This window comes from Streptomyces griseus (assembly GCF_001715295.1).
GTDB lineage: Bacteria > Actinomycetota > Actinomycetes > Streptomycetales > Streptomycetaceae > Streptomyces > Streptomyces griseus_G.
Genome location: NZ_MDKB01000002.1, coordinates 266,670 through 290,417, shown reverse-complemented (window position 1 = coordinate 290,417; position 23,748 = coordinate 266,670). Strand labels below are relative to the sequence as shown.

Below are 23,748 nucleotides of genomic sequence, written 5' to 3'. Positions count from 1 at the left end.
GACGGAAAGGAAGCAGCCGTGAGCAACGGGCCCACGCGGGTGGAAGACGAGGCGCTGCTGTGACGGGCGCCCGATTCACGACCCTGGCCGTCAGCGGCGCCTACGACCATGCGGAGTCCGCCCACCACCTCGGTGCGCTGAGCGAGCCCGCACACCTGGCCACCGCGCAGAGTTTCCCGTCGATGGAGGCGATGCTCGCCGCCACCGCGGAGGACGGCGACGGCTGGGTCTACGCGCGGCGGGGCAACCCGACGGTCCGCGTCCTGGAGCACACCGTGGCGGCCCTGGAGGGATACCGGGTCGACGCCGCGGTGAGCGCCGCGCTCACCGCGACCGGGATGGGCGCGATCACCCTGGCCACGATGCCGCTGCTGTCCGCAGCCTCCGGTGACCGGCCCAACATCGTCGCGTCACCGCAGTGTTACGGCTCCACGACCATGGTCTTCGACAAGCGGTACGGGCAGGAACGCGGTGTCGACGTGCGCTGGGTCGACGACCCGCTGGCCGTCGGGGACTGGGCGCGCCACATCGACGGGCGCACCCGGTTCCTCTACGCGGAGGTCCCGTCGAACCCGACGGTCCAGCTCGTGGACATCCCCGCGCTGTCGGAGCTGGCCCGGGCCGCAGGGGTCCCGCTCGTCGTCGACGCGACCCTCGCCACGCCCGCCCTGCTCCGTCCGCTGGCGCTCGGCGCGGACATCGTGGTGCACTCGCTCACCAAGGCGGCCGGCGCCAGCGGACGGAGCATGGGCGGAGCGGTGATCGCCCGGCACGGTCTGGAGCTGCGCGGCCAGCCCGCGGAACTCTCGGCGGACTACGCGGGACACCTGCGCCGCGGTCCGCTGCGGGACATGGGCGCGGTCATCAGCCCGTTCAACGCGTGGACGATCCTCGCCGACATCCGGGAGCTGCGCGGCCGGGTGGACGCCATGTCCCGCACCGCGCTCGAGGTGGCACGCCACCTCGAGGGCCACGCCGGCGTCGTCGAGGTCTTCCACCCCGGACTCGAGAGCCACCGGTCGCACCACATCGCCAAGCGCGACATGTGGCTGGTCGACAGCGAACGGGACGGGGGAGAGCCGGAGAACCGGTTCGGCTTCCTCCTCTGTTTCCGCCCGGCCGGCGGTGTCCGGGCCGCCCACGAGGTGATGGACCGGCTCGCGCTCGTCTGGCGGGCGAACAACCTCGGCCAGGTCAGGAGCACGGCCACGATCCCCGGCGCCACCACACACAAACAGGCCGCGGACGCCGACCCGGCCCGGGTTCCGGTGCCGCCGGACATGATCAGGCTGAGCATCGGCATGGAGCACCTGGACGACATCGTCGCCGATCTCGACCAGGCGCTCCGACCGCGGTGAGATCCCGTGAGAGCCCTGACACCCCATGGCTCCGGCCGTCGCCGGGCCGAGCCGGCAGTTAAGGAGACAGTGGAATTGGAAGCTGCGTTGACCTCCGTGTACACGACCCGGCTGGTACTGATATCACCGCCGCGCACCGGGTCGACCGCCGTGGCACGGCTGCTGTGGCAGCACCCCGCGGTGACCCACCATTGCCACGAACCCTTCGAGGCCTGCTACTGGGGTGACCAGGGTCCGGAATCCGTCGAGAGCGTCCTGGCCAACCCCATGGACGTCGCGTCCGGCCACCGGGTCTCGCTGGCCGACGTGCCGCACGGCGGCGGCCTGTTGATGAAGGAGATGAGTTTCCAGCTCAGCGAGGCCCAGTTCGGGCAGCTCGCCGGGCTCGCCACGGCGGCGCCGGTCTTCGTGATCTGCGACCCCCGTCTGTCCACCACCTCCCGGCTGCGGATCGTGCGCCAGCTGAACGGCGCGGAGACCTTCCCGGCCTTCGAGAGCGGCTGGCAGTCGCTGCGTGAGCAGATCGAGCAGTGCCGGTCACGGGACGTCCCGTACGTGCTCGTCGACTCCGACGACCTGCGGGCCGACCCCGCCGGCGTCACGGCCGCCCTGATGACGGCGCTCGGGCTGCCCCCGGTCGTCGGTCTCGAGAGCTGGGCGCCCCGCCCCGGCCTGCAACTGGTCTCGCCCGAGGTGGGCGCTCTGATGAGCGACGTCCGCAAGGGCGACGACCCCTTCTACCGCAAGGTCCTGGGAAGCAGCGGAATCCAGCCCCGGGGCGAGGTCCGCTGGGAGCGGGAGGAAGAGATCATCGCCGCCGCCGGCCTCGCGGGCGACGTGGCGAAGTGGCGCTACTGGTACGAGGAGATGCGGGCGGACCCGGCACTGATCGTCGGCCGGCCCGCGGGACGGGAGAACAATGCTGACGCGGGATGACGCAATCCGAGGTGCCGCATGACTGATCGATCCGACGTCCAGGCGACCGCGCCGGCCTCCGAACCCGTGGATGTGCTCGGTGTCGGGTTCGGCCCCGCGAACCTGTCGCTCGCCATCGCGCTCCAGGAGGAGCAGCCGGGTACGCGCGCCTTCTTCCTGGAGGCCGCGGCCCACCCGGTATGGCAGGGAGGGCTGCTGCTGGACGGTTCCAACATGCAGAACCATCCCAATCGGGACCTCGTCACCCTGCGCAATCCGCGCAGTCGTTACAGCTTCCTCAACTACCTCTTCGAACAGGGCAGGCTCATCGAGCACCTGAACCTGCCCCTGGAGTTCCCGCTGCGCAAGGAGTACGCGCAGTACATCGACTGGGTCACCCGGCAGTTCCGGCCGCAGGTCGCGTTCGGCGCGCGGGCGACCGACGTCGCCGTGTCCGAGAACGGCGGCACCGCGGAGTACGTGGTGACGTGCGCGGACGGATCGCAGCACCGGGCCCGGTCGCTGGTGGTGGGCACCGGCCGCACCCCGTTCGTCCCGGAGCCGTTCGCCGGTCTGGACAGTCCCCGGGTGTGCCACCTCACCCGCTATCTGCACACGGTGCGCGAGCTGACCGGCGAGCCCCCGCGGTCGATCGCCGTCATCGGCGGCAGCCAGAGCGCCGTCGAGATCGTCCTCGACCTCGCCCACCGCTTCCCGCAGGCCAGAATCGTCAACTACGTGCGGAAGTTCGGGCTGCCGCTCAAGGACACCAGCCCGTTCAGCGAGGAGGGCTTCTTCCCCTCGTTCACGGACTACTACTACCGGGCGGACCGGGCGAGCAAGCGCGAGCTCGACGCGTACATGCGGCCCACCAACTATTCGTCGACCGACGCCGACGTCCTGCACCACCTGTACGCGCTGATGTACGAGCAGCGCCTGGACGGCGACCAGCGGGTGTTCGTCCGCGGCAACAGTGCGATCAGGACGGCCGAACCGGTCGGGACCGGAGTGCGCCTCGAGGTGGAGGAGGTCCACACCAAGGAGGTGTCGACGGACCACGCGGACCTGGTGATCCTCGCGACCGGATTCCGTGACCTCGGACCGGGAGAGCACCAGGAGCCGTATCCGGCGCTGCTGGCCGGCGTGATCGACCGCTTCCAGGTCGACGACGACGGCCATCTGGTCGTCGAGCCGGACTACCGGCTGCGCTCCCACAGCGACAGCACCCCGCCGCTGTTCCTCAACGGACTGTGCGAATCGAGCCACGGCATCGGTGACGCGGGTTCGTTCAGTCTGCTGTCGCTGCGTGCGGGGACCCTCCTGAACGGTCTCAGGAAGGCCACGGCTCCCGCACGGGACGTGGAAGCGTATTCCTGGGAGACCGAGGTCTTCGACCTCGCCCGCTCCCCGGAGCGGCAGCTCGAAGCGGCGTTCGACAAGGGGAGCATCCGATGACCATCGGCAACTGGCGGAGCGCGAGCATCACGGATCTGTTCGACGAGCAGGTGCGCCTTCGCCCCGAGGCGACCGCTCTGCGCTTCGACGGCGTCGACATGAGCTACGCGGAACTCGACCGGCGGGCCGACCTGCTGGCCCGGCACCTGCGCGGGCTCGGAGTCGGCACGGAGAGCGTGGTCGGCCTGTTCGTGGAGCGCTCGTTCGAGATGGTCGTCGCGCTCGTCGGCATCCTGAAGGCGGGCGGCGTCTATCTGCCCGTGCACCAGAACGAGCCTCCCGAGCGGTTCCGGTACATGCTCGAACAGGCGCGGGCACGTGTCCTGCTCACCCACGACCGGCTGAGCGACCGCGTGCCCGAGATCGACGGCACCGTGGTCAACCTCGACCACCCGTGGCGGACGGATCCCGTCCCGGGACCGATCGCCCCCGGCACCGGCCCCGACAACCTGGCCTACATCTGCTACACCTCCGGCTCGACCGGCATGCCGAAGGGCGTGGCCGTACGGCACAGCGGGGTGGTGCGGCTGGTACAGGACGGCGACTACGCCTCGCTGACCGCGGACGAGACCTTCCTGCAGTTCTGCTCGCTGCGCTTCGACCCCTCCGCCTTCGAGATCTGGGGCTCCCTGCTCAACGGCGCCAAGCTGGTCGTCTATCCGCCGGGCACGGTGGCGATGCACGAGCTGGCCGCCTTCCTGGAACAGGAGCGGATCACCACGCTGTGGCTGACCACGGGCCTGTTCCACCGGCTGGTCGACGACCACCTCGACAGCATGGCCGGACTGCGTCAGATGCTCGGCGGCGGAGAGCCGCTGTCCCCTCTGCACATGAACACGCTCCACGAGGCCTACCCGGAGCTGTTGATCGTCAACGGCTACGGCCCCACCGAGGACACCTGCTTCACGTCCTGCCACGTCATCGACGACCGCATCGGTGACAGCGTCCCGATCGGACGCGCCGTCACCGACACCCGCCTCTACGTCCTGGACGAGAACCTGGAGCGGGTCCCCGAGGGCGAGTGGGGTCTGCTGTACACCGGCGGCAGCGGTGTGGCCCGCGGTTACGTCGGCCGCCCCGCGCTCACCGCCGAGAAGTTCGTGCCCGACCCGTTCGTCCCCGGCGAGCGGATGTACAGCATCGGCGACATGGTCCGTCTCGACGCCCGCGGCGCCCTGGAGTTCCGCGGACGGATCGACGACCAGGTCAAGGTCGACGGCTACCGCATCGAACCCGGTGAGGTCGCGGCGGCCCTGTCCGGGATGCCGGATCTCAAGGAGGCCGTCGTGCTGGCCCGGGAGGACGTCGTGCCCGGGCGGAAGATCCTGGTGGCGTACGTCGTGCCGAGCGGCTCCGCCGAAGGGCTGGTGCCGAAGCTGCGGCTGGCCCTGCACCACAGACTGCCCCGGTACATGCACCCGTCCGTCATCGTGGTCATGGAGGAGTTCCCCCTGACGCTGGGCTCGAAGACGGACCGCCGGGCGCTGCCGGCCCCCGCCCATCTCCCGCGGACCGTGCACACGCCGTTCGTGGCGCCGCGTACTCCCACCGAGGAGCTGCTCGCGGACCTGGTGGCCGACGCACTCGTCCTCCAGGAGGTCGGTGTCGACGACGAGTTCTTCGAGATGGGCGGCAACTCGCTGTCGGGCATGGACCTCCTCGCCCGGATCAGGACCCTCCTCCATGTGGACCTGCCCGCGGCGGAGTTCTTCGACGACGCTACGGTGGCCGGACTCGCGGAGCTGGTCGAGCGGCACACCGCCGGAGAACGAATGGACGTACGTGTTGGCTGATATGAGGTCCTTCCGGGACGCGGTCACCTCGTGGGCGTGGGGCGGCCCCGCCGACCCGGCGTACGAACTCGCCGCGCTGCTGCCCGTCCGCGGGGTCGTCCTGGTGGAGGGGCCGAGCGACGTCGCCGCGGTCGAGGCGCTGGCGCACGGCTACGGCCGGGACCTGGCGGAGGAGGAGATCTGCGTCCTGGCGATGGGCGGCGCCATGAACGTGGCCCGCTTCGTCGACCGGGTCGGACCCGGTGGCCTGAACGTGCAGGTCACGGGTCTGTGCGACGAAGGGGAACGCGGCTACTTCGCCCGCGCCTGGGCACGGGCCGGGCTGGAGCCGAGCTTCTTCGTGTGCGACGTGGACCTGGAGGACGAGCTCATCCGCGCTCTCGGGGTGGAACGGGTGACGGAGCTCGTCCGGCAGCAGGGCGACCTGCGCCCGCTGCTCACCCTCCAGTCCCAGCCCGCCCAGCGGGAGCGCACCACGCACCAGCAGCTCCGCCGGTTCATCGGGACCAAGAAGGGCCGGAAGATTCACTACGGCACGGTGCTGGTCGAGGCGCTCCCGCACGACCTCGTGCCCCCGCCGCTGCGGGACCTGATCGACTTCGTCTGAGGCGGGCCGGTACTCGCGGCGGCCGTGCGCCACGGGCGGCGGGGGCCACGGCCGGCAGCGTGCCGGCCGGGCGTTCCTCCACGCACCGGCACCCCCGGCGGCGTCCCCTGCCCGGACGCGGCAGCACTTCCGCCGGATACCGGGTACCGGGTACTGGTACACCTCACCACGACCGTCTCAGCTCGACATCGCAGGTCACGGCGCTGGTATGAGCACGGGACGCCGTGCTCGGGCCCGCAGGGGGTGATCGCCCTGAAAGACCGTCCGTCACTGCCGGACCCCGGCCGGTCCCGGTTGGGCCGCCTGCGCGACCGGCTGCGGACCGGCCCGGCCTCTGCCGGGACCTCCCCGTCCGTCCCACGGCGTCTGCGGAGACCGTCCGCCGCGTAAGAGCTGTCCCGCACTGCACGGGGGGCGCGCGACGACAGCTACGGCACCTCGCCGCGTTACCGGAACGTTCCCGTCCATCCCGTATGCGGACGTTCCTCCGCCGTGCGGTGCCCCGCATCCGACGCCGCGCGCCGATCCACCGGGAATCGCGGGACAACCCTGTGAAGCAGGGAAGGCCCCGACCGCGCTGAAAGGAACAAACGCGCTGGTCAGGGCCTACAGGCTCAGCACTCGATGATGTTCACCGCGAGCCCGCCCCGGGCCGTCTCCTTGTACTTCACCGACATGTCCGCACCGGTCTCCTTCATGGTCTTGATGACCTTGTCGAGGGAGACCTTGTGGCTGCCGTCGCCCCGCAGCGCCATCTTCGCCGCCGTGACGGCCTTGACGGCCGCCATGCCGTTGCGCTCGATGCAGGGGATCTGGACGAGGCCGCCGACCGGGTCGCAGGTCAGGCCGAGGTTGTGCTCCATCCCGATCTCCGCGGCGTTCTCCACCTGCTCGGGGGAGCCGCCCAGCACCTCGGCCAGCGCGCCGGCGGCCATGGAGCAGGCGGAGCCGACCTCGCCCTGGCAGCCGACCTCGGCACCCGAGATGGAGGCGTTCTCCTTGAACAGCATGCCGATGGCGCCGGCGGCCAGCAGGAAGCGGACGACGCTGTCGTCCTTCTCGGTCTCGGTGCAGCCCCCGGCCGCGAAGTTCATGTAGTAGTGCAGGACGGCGGGGATGATGCCCGCCGCGCCGTTGGTCGGAGCGGTGACCACACGCCCGCCTGCGGCGTTCTCCTCGTTGACGGCCATCGCGTAGAGGGTGATCCACTCCATCGCGTGCGTCTGGGGGTCGCCCTCGGCGCGGAGCTGGCGGGCCGAGTTCGCGGCGCGGCGGCGGACCTTCAGGCCGCCCGGCAGGATGCCCTCGCGGGACATGCCGCGTGCGACGCAGGCCTGCATCACCCGCCAGATCTCCAGGAGCCCGGCGCGGATCTCGTCCTCGGTGCGCCAGGCCTTCTCGTTCTCCAGCATGAGCGAGGAGATTGAAAGCCCGGTCTCGCGGGCGAGCCGCAGCAGCTCGTCACCGGTACGGAAAGGGTGCTTGAGGACGGTGTCGTCCGGGACGATCGGGTCCTCGCCGGCCACCGCGTCCTCGTCGACGACGAAGCCGCCGCCGACCGAGTAGTACGTCTTCTCCAGGAGCGGGGCGCCCTCCCGGTCGTACGCGAGGACCGTCATGCCGTTGGCGTGGTACGGCAGCGCCTTGCGGCGGTGCAGGACGAGCTGCTCGTCGGCGTCGAAGGGGATCTCGTGCATGCCGAGCAGGTTGATGCGCCCGGACGAGCGGATCTCCGCCACGCGGGCGTCGGCGCCCTCGACGTCCACGGTCCGGGGCGACTCGCCCTCCAGGCCGAGCAGGACGGCCTTGGGCGTGCCGTGGCCGTGGCCGGTCGCGCCCAGCGAGCCGTACAGCTCCGCCCGTATCGACGCCGTGTGGGCCAGCAGGCCCTCGTTCTTGAGCCGGCGGGCGAACATACGGGCCGCGCGCATCGGGCCGACCGTGTGGGAGCTGGACGGGCCGATACCGACCGAGAAGAGGTCGAAGACCGAGATGGCCACGGGAGTACTCCTAAAAAAAGGGCTGGTAGACGTCGTTGTCTGCCGGTGGTGCGGGACGCGCCGGTGGGCACGAGGAGCGCGGTGACATGGGTGGGGGCACCTCGCTCACTGTTCAGTGTGCGGGGTGCCCCCACCCGGTGTGCAAACTGCGGAAGGCCTACGCGAGGCCGGGGTACAGCGGGAACTTCTCGGCGAGCGCGGTCACGCGGGCCTTCAGGCTGCCGGCGTCGTACGACGGCTTCAGCGCGGCGGCGATGATCTCGGCGACCTCGGTGAAGTCCTCGGCGCCGAAGCCGCGGGTGGCCAGGGCCGGGGTGCCGATCCGCAGGCCCGAGGTGACCATCGGGGGCCGCGGGTCGTTCGGGACGGCGTTGCGGTTGACCGTGATGCCCAGCTCGTGGAGCCGGTCCTCGGCCTGCTGCCCGTCCAGCTCGGAGTCGCGCAGGTCGACCAGGACCAGGTGCACGTCCGTGCCGCCGGACAGGACGGAGACGCCGGCCTCGGTGACGTCCGGCTGCACCAGGCGCTCGGCCAGGATGCGGGCGCCGTCCAGGGTGCGCTGCTGGCGCTCCTTGAACTCCTCGGTCGCCGCGACCTTGAACGAGACCGCCTTGGCCGCGATCACGTGCTCCAGGGGACCACCCTGCTGGCCCGGGAAGACCGCCGAGTTGATCTTCTTGGCGAGCTCCTGCGTCGACAGGATGACCCCACCGCGCGGACCGCCGAGGGTCTTGTGCGTGGTGGTCGTGACGACGTGGGCGTGCGGCACCGGGTTGGGGTGCAGGCCCGCGGCGACCAGGCCCGCGAAGTGGGCCATGTCGACCATCAGGTACGCGCCGACCTCGTCCGCGATGCGGCGGAACGCGGCGAAGTCGAGCTGACGGGGGTATGCGGACCAGCCGGCCACGATCAGCTGCGGCTTGGACTCCTTGGCGAGGCGCTCGACCTCGGCCATGTCCACGACGCCGGTGTCGTCGACGTGGTAGGGCACCACGTTGTAGAGCTTGCCGGAGAAGTTGATCTTCATGCCGTGGGTCAGGTGCCCGCCGTGGGCCAGGTTGAGACCCATGATCGTGTCGCCCGGCTTCAGCAGCGCGAACATCGCGGCGGCGTTCGCCTGCGCACCCGAGTGCGGCTGGACGTTCGCGGCCTCGGCGCCGAAGAGCGCCTTGATGCGGTCGATCGCGATCTGCTCGACCACGTCGACGTGCTCGCAGCCGCCGTAGTAGCGGCGGCCCGGGTAGCCCTCGGCGTACTTGTTGGTGAGGACGGAGCCCTGCGCCTCCATGACCGCCACCGGAGCGAAGTTCTCCGACGCGATCATCTCGAGGGTGGACTGCTGGCGGTGGAGCTCGGCGTCGACGGCGGCGGCGACGTCCGGGTCCAGCTCGTGGAGGGAGGAGTTGAGAAGCGACATCAGGGGGTCCCTTGGGTCTCAGTTGCCGGAGAACTCGGTGTACTCGTCGGCGGAGAGCAGGTCCTTCGGCTCCTCCGCGACGCGTACCTTGAACAGCCAGCCGCCCTCGAAGGGAGCGGTGTTCACCAGCGACGGGTCGTCCACGACGTCCTGGTTGGCCGCGGTCACCTCGCCGGTCACCGGCGAGTACAGGTCGCTGACCGACTTGGTCGACTCCAGCTCACCGCAGGTCTCGCCCGCGGTCACCGTGTCACCGACCTCCGGGAGCTGCGCGTAGACGACGTCGCCGAGCGCGTTGGCGGCGAACTCGGTGATACCGATCGTCGCCACACCGTCCTCGACGGCCGACAGCCACTCGTGCTCCTTGCTGTACCGCAGCTGCTGGGGGTTGCTCATGGTCTGAATTCTCCTGTACGCGGGGGAGTGCTGGTGAACGGTGGTCTTGCGGTATGAGACGCGATTACGTCACGTCCCCGCGCGCGGACGGATTCCCGCGCGCGGGGACCGGACTACTTGCGGCGCTTGTAGAACGGGAGTGCGACGACCTCGTACGGCTCCTCCGTGCCCCGGATGTCCACGGCGACGCCCTCGGTCCCGGGTGCGGCGTACGCCGCGTCCACGTACGCCATGGCGATCGGCCGGCCGAGCGTGGGCGACGGCGCGCCCGAGGTCACCTCGCCGACGGCCGTGCCGCCGACGGTGACCCGGAAGCCCGCCCGCGGCACCCGGCGGCCCTTGGCGACCAGGCCGACGAGCTTGCGGGGCGGGTCGGTCTCGGCGCGCTCCGCGGCGGCCAGCAGTGCCTCACGGCCGACGAAGTCGCCTTCCTTCCCGAACTTCACGACCCGGCCGAGCCCGGCGTCGAACGGCGTCAGCGCGGTGGTCAGCTCGTGCCCGTACAGCGGCATGCCCGCCTCGAGGCGCAGGGTGTCGCGGCAGGAGAGACCGCAGGGGATCAGTCCGTGCGGGGCGCCGGCCTCGGTGAGGGCCTTCCAGAGCTGCTCGGCGTGCTCCGGGGCGACGAACAGCTCGAAGCCGTCCTCGCCCGTGTAACCGGTGCGGGCGATGAGCGCGGGGACGCCCGCGACCGTGCCCGGCAGGCCCGCGTAGTACTTCAGTCCGTCCAGGTCGGCGTCGGTGACGGCCTTCAGGATGGCGGGGGACTCGGGGCCCTGGACGGCGAGAAGCGCGTACGCGTCGCGGTCGTCCCGTACCTCGGCGTCGAAGTCCCGGGCACGCTCGGTCAGCGTGTCCAGGACGAGCTGGGCGTTGCCCGCGTTGGCGACGACCAGGTACTCCGGGGTCCCGGGCTCTCCCAGCCGGTAGACGATCAGGTCGTCCAGGATGCCCCCGTCCTCGGCGACGATCATCGTGTAGCGGGCCCGGCCCGCGCCGACGGTGGCGATGTCGCCGACCAGCGCGTGGTTGAGGAAGGCGGCGGCCTGCGGACCGGTGACCGTGATCTCGCCCATGTGGGACAGGTCGAAGAGGCCGGCCCGGGTGCGTACGGCGGTGTGCTCGTCGCGCTCACTGGCGTACCGCAGCGGCATGTCCCAGCCGGCGAAATCGGTCATGGTCGCGCCCAGGGAACGATGCAGTGCATCGAGGGCGGTGAGGCGCGGGGCAGTGCTCATGGGTACGGCTCCAGGGCATGACGGCAGAGGACGGTCCCTCCCCATCTGTCATCGGAACCTGAGAGGTTCGCCGAGAGCCCCTGAAAGGGTCGGCCCGTGAAGGGCCGTCCCGGGAGCTCGGCTTGCACCTTGGGTGGGGCCGCGAGCGGCCCGCTTTTCAGATCTGCCTCATCCACGCGGTACGGGGCCTGAGAGATTCAAGGGAGGAACTTGCTCCTTCGGCGCCCGGCGCACACGGTGTCCGGGACTCTCCCGCGCGGATTCAAACGGCCGGTATGCAGTTGGCGGGGTCATCATCGCACGCATTACGGGAGAGTGGGGCCCCGAGGACGCGCGGACGCCGGGCCGACACGAACGGCCGGAAGGCGTTGTGGCGCATTGCCTTTTCTTTACACTTCTGGAGGCAGGCCAGGTGGTGGGTGACGAATGCAGGGGGACGGCGATGACGTTGCAGCCACATACGACGGCCGCGGGTGCGGCGAGCGATGCCATGCCCGCGCAGCCGGGGGCGCCCGTCCGTGAGCGCCTGGGCCCGCCCGCACCCGTGGTGCGCGACCTCCGCGGCACGGGGGCGCGCGCCCCGGACGGCCTGGACTTCGTGGCCGGCGATCTGGTCGTGGTCTCCGGACTTCCGGGAAGCGGTAAGTCGACGCTGATCCGGCGTGCGGTCGGGGAACACGCCATCGACTCGCAGGACACCCGGGACCGCTGGGCGGACGCCCTGCCGGGCTTACTCCCGTACGCCCTCTACCGCCCCCTGGTACGCGCCGCCCACTACCTCGGACTCCGGCGGGCGCTGCGCTCCGGCGGATCCGTCGTCGTCCACGACTGCGGTACGCAGGCGTGGGTGCGGCGCTGGCTGGCACGCGAGGCCCGGCGCCGGGGCCGCACGCTGCACCTCGTGCTGCTCGACGTCACTCCGGGCGTCGCCCGTGAGGGCCAGCGGGAGCGCGGCCGAGGGGTCTCCGGATACGCCTTCGCCCGGCACCGGCGGGCGGTCGGGCGGTTGCTGCGCGACACCGAGCAGGGGCTGCTGCCGCCCGGCTGCGCCTCCGCGGTCCTCCTCGACCGGGAGGCCGCCGGGGCGATCGGGCGGATCTCGTTCACCGGCGCGTGAGGGCACGGCGGTTCGCAGACGCACAGACCACGAATTCCCGGCCGGATGTCCGGAATCCGGACACCGGCTGGTTCCGCTCCCGTCCGGCCCGTGCCCTCCGGCGCCGGACCCTCTAAGGTTTCTGCGGCACCGCATGGCGAGAAGAGGACAGAGACACCGTGGAGATTCCGGTCCAGGACCAGGCGCAGGGGCAGCACGGGTGGCCGGCCAACGAGTTCGAGGAAGTGCTCGGCGCCTCGCTCGGCGTGGCCGGGTCCGGCGGCCGGCTGGTGGAGGTGCTCGGCCGCAGCCAGGTGTGGGTGCCCCTGCCGAACGGCGGCGGACCCGACAGCCGCGACCTGGACCTGCCGACGATCGATCTCGACGGCGGCGCCTACGTCCCCGTGTTCTCCTCCGAGGCCCAGTTCCGCGCCTGTGTCGGCACCCATCTCTCCTTCACCGTCGCGCCGGCCAGGGAGTTCGCCCGGGGACTGCCCCCGCAGCTCGGCATAGCCGTCAACCCCGGCGGCGCGGTCGGCGTGCCGCTCCCGCCGCCCGCCGTCGCGGAGCTCTGCCGGGCCGGGCGCAGCCCTCTGGACGGGCCGGCCGGCGGCGGCCGGGTCCGGCTGTACGAACCCGACTGGAAGCAGGACCCCGTCGACTTCCTCTCCGCGGTCGCCGCGGAGTTCCAGCAGACCGGTGTGGTCGCCACCGCCCGCAGAACGCTGGCCAGCATCGAGGGCGAGAGCCCGGTGCTCTTCGTGGGAGTCCAGTGCGCCGGCTGGGACGAGGCCGCCCGGAACGCCCCGATGGACGCACTGGGCCGCGCGCTGGGCCGGGTCCCGGTGCCCTGGCCGGTCAATCTGGTCCTGCTCGACGTGGCCCAGGACCCCGTGGGCGACTGGATGCTGGAAAAAGTGCGCCCGTTCTACCGGCGTGAGGGTTACTGAACCGGCGCCGACCGTGGCGTCAAGCCGGTGTCGGTAACGGCGCATAAGCTGGTTTGATGGCCGGGTCGCCCCGTGGCCCGCACGGGACACGGAGAGCACCGCGACACAGCGGGACAGCGGATCGAAGAGGGGCGGGACCAGGGTGAGTGCGTCAGGCGCCGCGGCGGCCGGGCAGGTCGAGCACATGCTGCGCCAAGTGACCCCGGGGCGCCTCGACGCGTACGAGGCGCTGCTGGAGGCCCTGTCGGACGGCCCGGTCTGGATGCTGCTGTGGCACGGCACGGCGGGCTCGCCCGACGCCCAGTACGGCAACATGGAGATCGGCGGCCTGGGTTACGCCCCCTGCGTGACCTCCGCCCAGGAGCTCTCCGCGAGCGGCTGGACCCGGGCCCACGAGCTCGTGACCGGCCGGGAGATCGCCCGCGCCCTCTTCCCGGACCGCTGGGGGATCTGGCTCAACCCGCACGCCCCCGGCGGCGGCGTCGGCATTCCGTGGCTGGACCTGCGCCGGATCGCCACCGGTCTGGACCGGATGCCCGCGGGCCCGCTGCGGCTCTCCGAACCCGCCCTTCAGATCCCGCAGTTCTACGCCCTGCTCTCCCGGAACGCCCACCGGACCCCCGCCGTCCGTTCGCTGCGCCGTGCCTGGGTGCAGCCCGCCCTCGGCGTCCCCTACCTGGCGATCGGGCTGGACCTCTACGACACCGGCCGGCCCTCCGTCGACGCGGTCCGCGCCATGATGCAGCAGTCGATCGGCGTCGTCCCGGACGGGCTGCCCGTCTCCACCGTCTCGATGTCCGACGAGTACGACCCCGTCGCCATGTGGCTGCGCGCCAACGCGCGCCCGTTCTACGACCGTGAGGCCCACGCCCCGGCGGGTCCGCCCCCCGCCGCCGCGCCGGGCTACGGCTACCCGCCGCACGCCTACTGACCTTGCTGAGGGACGGTCACACACGGCTCGGCTGACACGCGTCAGCAGGGCAATCGCCCACCGAATGAGGCGCGTTGGGCGAGATGTCCCTTATCGCGGCTTAGTGGATGAGAGGTCCGCTCACTGGACCGGGCTGTCCGCATAACGGAAACTCAATGAGCGCATCACGGTTGCGCAAACATTCCCCGTCAGGTCTGGCGGGTGATCGCAAAGTGGTTGAAGACTCCAGACAGCAGGTGGTCCATGCCCGGCACACGTCCCTTTCAAACAGGGGCGGTTCGGCCGGCGCATCACCACATGTCTCATGTGTTTGTACGAGCCGCTACAGCGGCGGTCATGGGCCGGCCACCGTCGGCCGAGAGGGGTCTCCACCGCAATGACGGCACCTATCGAGACCACCAGGGCGGAAGTGCAGCCCGAAGCGGTGCTGGAAGGCGCCGGGCGCAAGCAGATCGAGGGCCGTTCCCTCGGCCGGATCGCCTGGACCCGTTTCAAGCGGGACAAGGCGGCGATGGCCGGCGGCATCGTTGTCATCCTTCTGGTCCTCACCGCCCTGCTGTCCAAGCCCCTCCAGTCGCTGCTCGGTCTCGACCCCGACGCGTTCAACCAGAGCCTGGTCGACCCCGTCATGCTGGCGCCCAAGGGTTCCTTCGGCGGCATGAGCTGGGACCACCCGCTCGGTGTGGAGCCGCAGACAGGCCGCGACATCCTGGCCCGCATCCTCGAAGGCTCCTGGGTCTCCCTCGTGGTCGCCGTGGGCTCCACGCTCCTGTCCGTCGCCATCGGCGTCGTCATGGGGGTCGTGGCAGGGTTCTACGGCGGCTGGGTGGACAGCTTCATCAGCCGCATGATGGACACCTTCCTGGCCTTCCCGCTGCTGCTCTTCGCGATCTCCATCTCCGCCTCCCTGCAGGGCGAAGCGTTCGGGATGGAAGGGCTCACCCTGCGGATCGCCGTCCTGATCTTCGTGATCGGCTTCTTCAGCTGGCCCTACATCGGCCGCATCGTCCGCGCGCAGACCCTGTCCCTGCGTGAGCGTGAATTCGTCGAGGCCGCCAGGTCGCTGGGCGCACGCGGTCCGTTCATCCTCTTCCGCGAGCTGCTGCCGAACCTGATCGCGCCGATCCTCGTCTACGCGACGCTGCTGATCCCCACGAACATCCTGTTCGAGGCGTCCCTCAGCTTCCTCGGCGTGGGCATCGCCCCGCCGCAGGCCTCCTGGGGCGGCATGCTCACGCAGGCCGTCGACCTCTACGAGGTGGACCCGATGTTCATGGTCATCCCCGGCATGGCGATCTTCATCACCGTGCTGGCCTTCAATCTGCTGGGGGACGGGCTGCGTGACGCACTCGACCCTCGTGGCAAGTAATCGCGGCTCTGCCGTACCGAACAAGCGAGGGGGCTTTCCTCAGCATGCAGAACAGAAAGACAGCAGCGGCGATCGCCGTGGCCGTAGCGGTGTCGCTCGGCGCGTCCGCCTGCAGCGGCAGTGATTCGGGCAAGGACGGCAGCAACGGCGCCGGGGGCAGCGCCAAGGCTGACGCCGGTCTGACGACCATCGTCAACCAGACCGACAAGAAGGGCGGGACGGTCCGGCTGGAGCACGCCAGCGGCCCGGACTCCCTCGACCCGGGCAACACGTACTACGGCTGGGTGCAGAACTTCTCCCGCCTGTACGCCCGTTCCCTGGTCACCTTCAAGCCGGCCGCCGGCAAGGAGAGCCTGGAGGTCGTTCCCGACCTGGCCACCAGCCTCGGCAAGGCCAGCGCGGACGCCAAGACCTGGACGTACACGCTCCGCAAGGGCGTGAAGTTCGAGGACGGCACCGAGGTCACCTCGAAGGACGTCAAGTACGCCGTCGAGCGCTCCAACTTCGCGCCGGAGGCCCTGTCCAACGGCCCGACGTACTTCAAGGCCTACCTCGACGGCGGCGACAAGTACAAGGGTCCGTACAAGGACAAGTCCCCCGAGGGCCTCAAGTCCATCGAGACCCCGGACGACTACACGATCGTCTTCAAGCTGAACAAGCCGTTCGCGGACATGGACTACCTCGCCGCCTTCTCGCAGACCGCTCCGGTCCCGCAGAAGGCCGACAAGGGTGCCGCCTACGTCCAGAAGATGGTCTCCTCGGGTCCGTACAAGTTCGAGTCGTACGACGAGAGCAAGGGCGCGACGCTCGTCCGCAACCCGGAGTGGGACCCGAAGACGGACCCGATCCGCAAGGCGCTGGCCGACAAGGTCGACCTCAAGTTCAACGTCAACGCCACGACGATCGACGACCACCTGCTCAGCGACACGATCACCGTGGGCGCCGAGGGCACGGGTCTGCAGTCCAAGACCCAGCCGAAGGTCCTGGCCAAGGCCGCCGAGAAGGCGAAGACGGACAACCCGTACGCCGGCGCCCTGCAGTACCTGGCGCTGAACGTCAACGTGAAGCCGTTCGACAACGTGGAGTGCCGCAAGGCCGTCCAGTACGCCGTCGACAAGCAGAGCATGGTCGACGCCATCGGCGGTTCGGTCAAGGGCGACCCGGCCACCACGGTCATCCCCCCGAGCGTCGCCGGGTACAAGAAGTTCGACCTGTACCCGTCCGAGGGCAACAAGGGCGACATCGCGAAGGCCAAGGAGCACCTGACCAAGTGCGGTCAGGGCAAGGGCTTCAAGACCACGCTGACGGCCCGCTCCGACCGTCCTGACGAGATCCTCGCCGCCACGCAGCTGCAGAACAGCCTGAAGAAGATCGGCGTCACCGCCGAGATCAAGCAGTTCCCGGCGAACAAGTACTTCACCGACTTCGCGGGCGTTCCGGACTGGGTCCACAAGAACAACGCGGGCATGATGATGATGGCCTGGGGCGCCGACTGGCCGACCGGCTTCGGTTTCCTCGACCAGATCGTGAACGGCACGGCCATCAAGCCGTCCGGTGGCACGAACCTGATGGAGCTCAACGACAAGGCCATCAACGACCTGCTCGTCAAGGGCATCGGCACCGTCGACACCACGGCGCGCAACGCGACGTGGGGCGAGGTGGACCAGAAGGTCATGGAGAACGGCTCCGTCGTTCCGCTCTTCTACCGCAAGAACCTGCTCTACCGCCCGGACTCCGCGGCGAACGTCACGGTCACGGACGCGTACCTCGGCATGTACGACTACGTGCTGATGACCTCGACCAAGTAACACCTGTTCATCAACAGCATCCCTTGAAAGGCAGGTGAAGGCGCCGGGCCGGCGGGCGTTACCCGTCCGCCCGCCCGGCGCCGCACGGCTGTGGCTGCGTACATCATCCGACGCGTATTCGCCGCGGTGTTGCTGCTGCTGGTGGTCAGCGCAGTCACGTTCGCGATCTTCTTCCTCGTGCCCCGCCTCGGCGGGCAGACCCTCGACTCGATGGCCGCCCAGTACGTCGGGAAGAGCCCCGACCCGGACGTCATCGCCGCGGTCAAGAAGAACCTGGGGCTCGACCAGCCCCTCTATCTGCAGTACTGGGAGTTCGTCAAGGGCATCGTCGTCGGCGCCGACTACACGTTCGGCCCCGACCCGGTCACCTGCAACGCTCCCTGCTTCGGCTACTCCTTCAAGACCCACACCGAGATCTGGCCCCAGATCGTCGACCGCATCCCGGTCACGCTCTCCCTGGCCGCCGGTGCCGCGGTCCTCTGGGTCGTCTCGGGTGTGGCGATCGGCGTGCTCTCCGCGCTGAAGCGGGGATCGGTCTTCGACCGGATCTCCATGGGTGTCGCCCTCGCCGGCGTCTCCCTCCCGATGTTCTTCACCGGCCTCGTCGTTCTCGCGCTGTTCGGCAACGGGGAGTACGTGCCGTTCGCCGACAACCCGGTCGAATGGGCGGCCAACCTGGTCCTGCCCTGGTGCACCCTCGCGCTGCTGTACTCCGCCCTCTACGCCCGGCTCACCCGCGCCGGGATGCTGGAGACGATGGGCGAGGACTACATCAGAACCGCGCGGGCCAAGGGCCTGCGGGAACGCAAGGTCGTCGTCAAGCACGGGCTGCGCTCCGCGCTCACCCCGCTCGTCACCATCTTCGGCATGGACTTCGCGCTGCTGCTCGGCGGCGCGGTCATCACCGAGACCGTCTTCTCCTTCCAGGGCATGGGCCAGTTCGCCATCAAGGGCGTGACCGAGGCCGACCTGCCCAAGGTGATGGGCGTGACGCTGGTCGCCGCCTTCTTCATCGTCATCTGCAACTTGCTGGTGGACCTCGTGTACGCCGCGATCGACCCCCGGGTGAGGCTCTCATGAGCGAGGTAAGCAAGAAGGACACCCCGGCGGCGGACGTCGCCGAGGGCACGGTCCCCGCCCCCCGGGACGCCTCGGCCGCGGACGGGAAGGAGTTCCTCTCCGTCCGTAACCTCCAGGTCCACTTCGACACCGACGACGGCCTGGTCAGGTCCGTCGACGGCGTCAGCTTCGACCTCAAGGCGGGCCAGACCCTCGGCATCGTCGGCGAGTCCGGTTCCGGAAAGTCCGTGACCTCGCTGGGGATCATGGGCCTGCACACCTCCGAGCGGGCCCGCATCAGCGGTGAGATCTGGCTGGACGGCGAGGAGCTCATCGGCGCCGGCGCCGAGCGCGTGCGGAAGCTGCGCGGCCAGAAGATGGCGATGATCTTCCAGGACCCGCTGTCGGCCCTGCACCCGTATTACAGCATCGGCGCGCAGATCGTCGAGGCGCACCGGGTCCACAACAAGGTCGACAAGAAGGCCGCGAAGAAGCGCGCGATCGAGATGCTCGACCGGGTCGGCATCCCCGAACCGCACCGCCGCTACGAGGACTATCCGCACCAGTTCTCCGGCGGTATGCGCCAGCGCGCGATGATCGCGATGGCCCTGGTGAACAACCCCCAGCTGCTCATCGCCGACGAGCCGACGACCGCCCTGGACGTGACCGTCCAGGCGCAGATCCTCGACCTCATCCGCGACCTGCAGAAGGAGTTCGGTTCCGCGGTCGTCATGATCACCCACGACCTCGGCGTCGTCGCCGAGATCGCGGACAACCTGCTGGTGATGTACGCGGGCCGCTGCATCGAGCGCGGCAGCGCCGAGAAGGTCTTCTACGAGCCCCAGCACCCCTACACCTGGGGCCTCCTCGGTTCGATGCCGCGCATCGACCGGGAGCAGACCGAGCGGCTCATCCCCGTCAAGGGCTCGCCGCCCAGCCTCATCAACGTCCCCTCGGGCTGCGCCTTCCACCCGCGCTGCCCGTACGCGGACGTCCCCGCGGACAACATCACCCGTACCGAGCGTCCGGAGCTGCAGCTGGTCAGCGACGGGCACTACTCCGCGTGCCACATGTCGCGTGAGCAGCGGGACCGGATCTGGACCGAAGAGATTGCGCCGAAGCTGTGACTGATCTGAACGAGAAGACTCCCGCGTCCGTCGCGGACGGGTCCGACGGGTCCGGGTCCGAGCCGCTCCTCAAGGTCACCGGCCTGGCGAAGCACTTCCCGATCACCAAGGGCGTGCTCAAGCGCAAGGTCGGCGCGGTCCAGGCCGTCGACGGGCTCACCTTCGACGTGCGCCCCGGGGAGACCCTCGGCGTCGTCGGCGAGTCCGGGTGCGGCAAGTCGACCATGGGCCGGCTGGTGACCCGGCTGCTGGAGCCGACCGGCGGCACGATCGAGTTCCAGGGCCGCGACATCACGCACCTGTCGGCCGGCCGGATGCGGCCGATGCGCCGTGACATCCAGATGATCTTCCAGGACCCGTACGGGTCGCTGAACCCCCGCCACACGGTCGGCGGGATCGTCGGCACCCCCTTCCGCCTCCAGGGCGTCAAGCCGGAGGGCGGCGTAAAGGCGGAGGTCCAGCGGCTGCTGGAGCTCGTCGGGCTCAACCCCGAGCACTACAACCGCTACCCGCACGAGTTCTCCGGCGGTCAGCGCCAGCGCATCGGCATCGCCCGGGCGCTCGCCCTGAAGCCGAAGCTCGTCGTCGCGGACGAGCCGGTCTCGGCGCTGGACGTGTCGATCCAGGCGCAGGTCGTGAACCTGCTGGACGACCTCCAGGACGAGCTCGGCCTCACGTACATGATCATCGCGCACGACCTCTCGGTCATCCGCCATGTCTCGGACCGGATCGCGGTCATGTACCTGGGCAAGATCGTCGAGCTGGCGGACCGCACGTCGCTGTACGAGGCGCCGATGCACCCGTACACGACGGCGCTGATGTCCGCCGTGCCGGTGCCCGACCCCCGGCGGCGCGGAGCCAAGAGCGACCGCATCCTGCTCAAGGGCGACGTCCCGTCGCCGATCTCGCCGCCCACCGGATGCCGGTTCCACACCCGGTGCTGGAAGGCGACGCAGGTCTGCAAGACGACGGAGCCGCCGCTGCTCCAGCTGAAGACCGGGCACCAGGTGGCGTGCCACCACCCGGAGAACGGTGAGGACCAGATGCCGGGCGACGCACCGCTCGTCGCCGACGTCATCACGGTGAAGTCGGCGGGTGCGGAGAAGCCGTCGGAGACGGTCGTGGCGGCGGAGACCGCTGAGCCGGCCGAGGCCGGGGAGGCGGCCGAGGTGGCCGAGGCGCGGGAGTCCGTGGCCGTCGACAAGCCGGGTGCGGCTGCTGAGGTGGCCGAGGTGGCCGAGGCGGGGGAGTCCGTAGCCGCTGAGAAGCCGGCTGAGGCTGTCGAGCCGGCCGGGGCTGCTGAGGCGGCTGGGTCCGCCGAGCGGGCCGACGCCGACGAGTCCGCCGCCGCGGCGGCCGCCGCGGAGTCCCCGGACGCGCCCACGCGTGAACCGGCGGCGCCCGCCGGAGGTGACGGCGGTGAGGACGCCGCCGCTCCGTCCACGGAGGCGGGGGACACACCGAAGAAGTAGTACCGGCACAATTGCCCGGTGCTCAACGAACTCTTCACCCCCTCCGTCCAGCATGCGCTCGACATCGTCGGGATCTTCGTCTTCGCGATCTCGGGCGCCCTGCTCGCCGTACGCAAGAACTTCGATGTCTTCGGCATCGCCGTACTCGCGGAGGTGACAGCGCTGGGCGGAGGGATCTTCCGTGACGTGATCATCGGTGCCGTTCCTCCCGCCGCCTTCACGGACCTGGGTTACTTCCTGACCCCGCTGCTCGCCGCCGGCCTGGTCTTCTTCCTCCACCCGCACGTGGAGCGGATCCAGGTCGGCGTCAACGTCTTCGACGCCGCCGGACTCGGTCTCTTCTGCGTCTCGGGCACCGTCAAGGCGTACGACTACGGGCTCGGCCTCACCGCCTCCGCAGCACTCGGGTTGGCCACTGCGGTCGGCGGGGGTGTGCTCCGCGACGTACTCGCCAACGAGGTGCCCTCGCTGCTGCGCTGGGACCGGGACCTGTACGCGGTGCCCGCGATCGTGGGCGCCGTCCTCGTGGTCCTCTGCATCCGCTTCGACGCCCTCAACGCCTACACCAGTGCCACCGCGGTGATCACCGCGTTCGTGCTCCGTCTGCTGGCGCTGCGTTTCCACTGGCGCGCGCCGCGCGCCTACAACCGGCGCTCGGCCACGGCGGAGGAGGCACCCGCCGGTATCTGACCACCCTAAAAAGCTACCGCTCAGTAATACAATCGGTGTACGGTGCATGCCATGGCACAGGCAGCAACGCAGGTACCGCGCGCAGCGCAGGCGACCATCGGCGACAGCGAGTTCGACCGCGACACCGCCGTCACGCTCCGCGAAGAGGGCGTCTACGACGCAGAGCTCTCCGAGGGCTGGACGATCTTCCACGCCGTCAACGGCGGCTATCTCCTGGCCATGCTCGGCCGGGCGCTCGGTCAGGCGCTTCCGCACGCCGACCCCTTCTCGGTCTCCGCGCACTACCTCACCGCGTCCGTCCCCGGCCCCGCGGTGATCCGGACCCAGGTCGTGCGCACGGGGCGCATGCTCTCCACCGGCGAGGCCTCCCTCTTCCAGTACGCGGAGGACGGCACCGAGGTCGAACGCATCCGGGTGCTGGCCACCTACGGCGATCTCGACGGCCTGACCGACGAGGTCCGTACCTCCGCCGAGCCGCCCGCCATCCCGGCGTGGGACCGGTGCCTCGGTCCGGGCGACGGGCCGGCGCCGATCCCCGGCGGCTCCGCCATCACCGAACGGCTCGACATCAAGCTCGATCCGGCGACGGTCGGCTGGGCCGTCGGCGCCCCGTCCGGCAAGGGCGAGATGCGCGGCTGGTTCGGCCTCGCGGACGGTCGTGACGCCGATCCGCTCTCGCTGCTGCTCACCGTGGACGCGCTGCCGCCGACCTCGTTCGAGCTGGGCCTGCAAGGCTGGACGCCCACCGTCGAGCTCACCACGCACATCCGCTGCCGTCCGGCCCCCGGACCGCTGCGTGTCTCCATCACCACCCGCAACCTCGCGGGCGGCTTCCTGGAGGAGGACGCGGAGGTCTGGGACAGCGCCGACCGGCTCGTGGCCCAGTCCCGCCAGCTGGCCCGCGCACCCCGCGGCTGACGCCCGACCCGAAGGGCCCTCGGCCCCTCGGGGCCGTCCCGGCGCCGGTGCGGCCCCGTGCCGGCAGGGGGTGAAGCCCTGCCGGCGGCCTCCGTCCCTTGCTGTGCCGGGCCGGCGGCTCGTCCCGGCCGTGGCCCCGTCCCGGCCACGGAGCCGGCCGAGCGCCTCCAGGTCTCCGTACGCACCGTCCGCCAGGACGTCCGGGCGCCGTCCGAGGTCGGGGGCCCGTGTGTGCCGAACGGGGGCCCGGCGCCGGGACGGCCTCGCTGCCGGGCTTCCGTATCGACGTCGCCGAGGTCACCGACGTCCCCAACCTCACCGCTGACGGAGCGCGTGGCCTGTCCGTCCTTGCCGCCGAGCCTTTGCCACTGAGCCCCACCGCCCCCGGCCTCGATACGGCGCTCGGCTCGGCCCCGCGCACGCTGATGGCCCCGCCCCGCCCCGCGCCGCCCCGCCGTCGAGCGGACCGGCCGCAGGATCACGGTGGACGGGCGCGCTGGACGAGCCGCCCGCCGGCCGGTGGCCTCAGGGGGCGTCGAGCCAGTGGGCGCGGCCCACGGTCACCAGCCGCAGTCGGCGCCGGGCCACCCGGACGACCTCCTGCTCCCCGTCGGGCCCCGCGTCCAGCAGCGCGGACGCGGTGAGCACCATGTGGTCCACGTACAGCCCGCCCAGCATCAGGAGGTCCTCGGCGTCCCAGCCCGCCGATTCGGGTTCCGCGGCGAGCGCCGCCGCCACCTCTTCGGCGAACAGCCGCAGCTGGGCCGCTATGGCCTCCCGGACCGCGCCGACACCGCCGTGTTGCTCGCGGGCGATGAAGCGGAAGTGGGCGGGCTGCGCGGTGACGTGACGGCTGATCAGTCCCACGCTCCGGTCCAGCCGCTCCTCGCTGTCGCCCGTCTCGGCCAGGATGGCGCCGATCATGCCGTGCAGGCTGCCCAGCGTCTGCTCCACGAGGGCCACGCCCAGTGCCGCCGTGCCGTCGAAGTGGCGGTAGAAGGCGGTCGGGGCCACCCCGACGGCCCGGGTCACCTCGCGCAGGCCCAGGCTGCTCAGGCTCTGGTGCTCCAGCAGCCGCAGAGCGGCGTCGAGCAGCGCCTGACGCGTCTTCAGCTTCTGGGCCTGGCGGATTCCGAGGGTGTGACTCAT

General features: G+C 70.5%; 20 protein-coding genes and 1 riboswitch. Of the genes, 15 read left to right on the top strand and 5 right to left on the bottom strand.

Annotation, left to right across the window (positions count from 1 at the left end; translation table 11 throughout):
* Positions 1–59 precede the first annotated feature (59 nt).
* The 5 genes from BA175_RS07870 to BA175_RS07850 all read left to right on the top strand — a co-directional run bounded on the left by BA175_RS07870 (position 60) and on the right by BA175_RS07850 (position 6,128).
* Complete coding sequence (locus BA175_RS07870; RefSeq protein ID WP_079159439.1) at positions 60–1,358, top strand: trans-sulfuration enzyme family protein; 1,299 nt, start codon at positions 60–62, stop codon at positions 1,356–1,358.
* A 75-nt stretch (positions 1,359–1,433) separates the two neighbouring features.
* Positions 1,434–2,294 (top strand): sulfotransferase, encoded by an 861-nt coding sequence (locus BA175_RS07865; RefSeq protein ID WP_139131377.1) that lies wholly within the window; start codon positions 1,434–1,436, stop codon positions 2,292–2,294.
* Between the two features lie 18 nt (positions 2,295–2,312).
* Entirely contained in the window at positions 2,313–3,728 is a 1,416-nt protein-coding gene (locus BA175_RS07860; protein ID WP_069170573.1) for a lysine N(6)-hydroxylase/L-ornithine N(5)-oxygenase family protein, read from the top strand.
* Positions 3,725–5,521 (top strand): non-ribosomal peptide synthetase, encoded by a 1,797-nt coding sequence (locus BA175_RS07855; RefSeq protein ID WP_069170572.1) that lies wholly within the window; start codon positions 3,725–3,727, stop codon positions 5,519–5,521. Before BA175_RS07860 ends, BA175_RS07855 begins: the two co-directional genes overlap by 4 nt.
* The gene (locus tag BA175_RS07850) at positions 5,514–6,128 is read left to right on the top strand and encodes a TOPRIM nucleotidyl transferase/hydrolase domain-containing protein (RefSeq protein WP_069171998.1); all 615 of its coding nucleotides are present in this window, start codon (positions 5,514–5,516) and stop codon (positions 6,126–6,128) included. Before BA175_RS07855 ends, BA175_RS07850 begins: the two co-directional genes overlap by 8 nt.
* Before the next feature lie 614 nt (positions 6,129–6,742).
* On the opposite strand, the gene BA175_RS07845 is transcribed toward BA175_RS07850, so the two are convergent.
* From BA175_RS07845 to gcvT, 4 genes are all read right to left on the bottom strand, one after another.
* On the bottom strand, positions 6,743–8,128 hold the full coding sequence (locus tag BA175_RS07845) for an L-serine ammonia-lyase (RefSeq protein ID WP_069170571.1): 1,386 nt from the start codon (positions 8,126–8,128) through the stop codon (positions 6,743–6,745).
* Between the two features lie 157 nt (positions 8,129–8,285).
* Positions 8,286–9,545: a serine hydroxymethyltransferase gene (glyA, locus tag BA175_RS07840; RefSeq protein WP_069170570.1), complete on the bottom strand. Its 1,260-nt coding sequence runs from the start codon at positions 9,543–9,545 to the stop codon at positions 8,286–8,288.
* A gap of 18 nt (positions 9,546–9,563) precedes the next feature.
* Entirely contained in the window at positions 9,564–9,941 is a 378-nt protein-coding gene (gcvH, locus tag BA175_RS07835; protein WP_069170569.1) for a glycine cleavage system protein GcvH, read from the bottom strand.
* A gap of 113 nt (positions 9,942–10,054) precedes the next feature.
* Positions 10,055–11,179 carry a glycine cleavage system aminomethyltransferase GcvT gene (gene gcvT, locus BA175_RS07830; protein ID WP_069170568.1) on the bottom strand — a complete coding sequence of 375 codons (1,125 nt, stop codon included), beginning with the start codon at positions 11,177–11,179 and terminating at the stop codon, positions 10,055–10,057.
* A 167-nt stretch (positions 11,180–11,346) separates the two neighbouring features.
* A riboswitch (glycine riboswitch) is annotated at positions 11,347–11,444 on the bottom strand.
* 177 nt (positions 11,445–11,621) lie between these two features.
* Between gcvT and BA175_RS07825 the strand changes: the two genes are divergently transcribed.
* The 10 genes from BA175_RS07825 to BA175_RS07780 all read left to right on the top strand — a co-directional run bounded on the left by BA175_RS07825 (position 11,622) and on the right by BA175_RS07780 (position 22,599).
* Entirely contained in the window at positions 11,622–12,296 is a 675-nt protein-coding gene (locus tag BA175_RS07825) for an AAA family ATPase (protein WP_069170567.1), read from the top strand.
* Between the two features lie 158 nt (positions 12,297–12,454).
* On the top strand, positions 12,455–13,225 hold the full coding sequence (locus BA175_RS07820) for an enhanced serine sensitivity protein SseB (RefSeq protein ID WP_069170566.1): 771 nt from the start codon (positions 12,455–12,457) through the stop codon (positions 13,223–13,225).
* 142 nt (positions 13,226–13,367) lie between these two features.
* Positions 13,368–14,156: an enhanced serine sensitivity protein SseB C-terminal domain-containing protein gene (locus BA175_RS07815; protein WP_069170565.1), complete on the top strand. Its 789-nt coding sequence runs from the start codon at positions 13,368–13,370 to the stop codon at positions 14,154–14,156.
* A 376-nt stretch (positions 14,157–14,532) separates the two neighbouring features.
* On the top strand, positions 14,533–15,525 hold the full coding sequence (locus tag BA175_RS07810; RefSeq protein WP_069170564.1) for an ABC transporter permease: 993 nt from the start codon (positions 14,533–14,535) through the stop codon (positions 15,523–15,525).
* A gap of 44 nt (positions 15,526–15,569) precedes the next feature.
* Positions 15,570–17,333: an ABC transporter substrate-binding protein gene (locus BA175_RS07805; protein ID WP_069170563.1), complete on the top strand. Its 1,764-nt coding sequence runs from the start codon at positions 15,570–15,572 to the stop codon at positions 17,331–17,333.
* Positions 17,334–17,423: 90 nt separating this feature from the next.
* The gene (locus tag BA175_RS07800; RefSeq protein WP_069170562.1) at positions 17,424–18,413 is read left to right on the top strand and encodes an ABC transporter permease; all 990 of its coding nucleotides are present in this window, start codon (positions 17,424–17,426) and stop codon (positions 18,411–18,413) included.
* Complete coding sequence (locus BA175_RS07795) at positions 18,410–19,519, top strand: ABC transporter ATP-binding protein (RefSeq protein WP_069170561.1); 1,110 nt, start codon at positions 18,410–18,412, stop codon at positions 19,517–19,519. The genes BA175_RS07800 and BA175_RS07795 overlap by 4 nt, the downstream gene beginning before the upstream one ends.
* Complete coding sequence (locus BA175_RS07790) at positions 19,516–20,991, top strand: dipeptide ABC transporter ATP-binding protein (RefSeq protein ID WP_069170560.1); 1,476 nt, start codon at positions 19,516–19,518, stop codon at positions 20,989–20,991. Before BA175_RS07795 ends, BA175_RS07790 begins: the two co-directional genes overlap by 4 nt.
* Before the next feature lie 18 nt (positions 20,992–21,009).
* Entirely contained in the window at positions 21,010–21,681 is a 672-nt protein-coding gene (locus BA175_RS07785) for a trimeric intracellular cation channel family protein (RefSeq protein WP_069170559.1), read from the top strand.
* Positions 21,682–21,732: 51 nt separating this feature from the next.
* Positions 21,733–22,599 (top strand): thioesterase family protein, encoded by an 867-nt coding sequence (locus BA175_RS07780; RefSeq protein WP_069170558.1) that lies wholly within the window; start codon positions 21,733–21,735, stop codon positions 22,597–22,599.
* A gap of 525 nt (positions 22,600–23,124) precedes the next feature.
* Here BA175_RS07780 and BA175_RS07775 read toward each other — a convergent pair.
* The gene (locus tag BA175_RS07775; protein WP_069170557.1) at positions 23,125–23,748 is read right to left on the bottom strand and encodes a TetR family transcriptional regulator; all 624 of its coding nucleotides are present in this window, start codon (positions 23,746–23,748) and stop codon (positions 23,125–23,127) included.

What these genes read in the sequence shown, in the direction of transcription:
- BA175_RS07860 (WP_069170573.1), top strand. Translation starts at nt 2,313, where the DNA reads ATGACTGATCGATCCGACGTCCAGGCGACCGCGCCGGCCTCCGAACCC.
- gcvT (WP_069170568.1), bottom strand. Translation starts at nt 11,179, where the DNA reads ATGAGCACTGCCCCGCGCCTCACCGCCCTCGATGCACTGCATCGTTCC.
- BA175_RS07795 (WP_069170561.1), top strand. Translation starts at nt 18,410, where the DNA reads ATGAGCGAGGTAAGCAAGAAGGACACCCCGGCGGCGGACGTCGCCGAG.
- gcvH (WP_069170569.1), bottom strand. Translation starts at nt 9,941, where the DNA reads ATGAGCAACCCCCAGCAGCTGCGGTACAGCAAGGAGCACGAGTGGCTG.
- BA175_RS07780 (WP_069170558.1), top strand. Translation starts at nt 21,733, where the DNA reads ATGGCACAGGCAGCAACGCAGGTACCGCGCGCAGCGCAGGCGACCATC.
- glyA (WP_069170570.1), bottom strand. Translation starts at nt 9,545, where the DNA reads ATGTCGCTTCTCAACTCCTCCCTCCACGAGCTGGACCCGGACGTCGCC.
- BA175_RS07775 (WP_069170557.1), bottom strand. Translation starts at nt 23,748, where the DNA reads ATGAGTCACACCCTCGGAATCCGCCAGGCCCAGAAGCTGAAGACGCGT.
- BA175_RS07805 (WP_069170563.1), top strand. Translation starts at nt 15,570, where the DNA reads ATGCAGAACAGAAAGACAGCAGCGGCGATCGCCGTGGCCGTAGCGGTG.
- BA175_RS07855 (WP_069170572.1), top strand. Translation starts at nt 3,725, where the DNA reads ATGACCATCGGCAACTGGCGGAGCGCGAGCATCACGGATCTGTTCGAC.
- BA175_RS07825 (WP_069170567.1), top strand. Translation starts at nt 11,622, where the DNA reads ATGACGTTGCAGCCACATACGACGGCCGCGGGTGCGGCGAGCGATGCC.
- BA175_RS07810 (WP_069170564.1), top strand. Translation starts at nt 14,533, where the DNA reads ATGACGGCACCTATCGAGACCACCAGGGCGGAAGTGCAGCCCGAAGCG.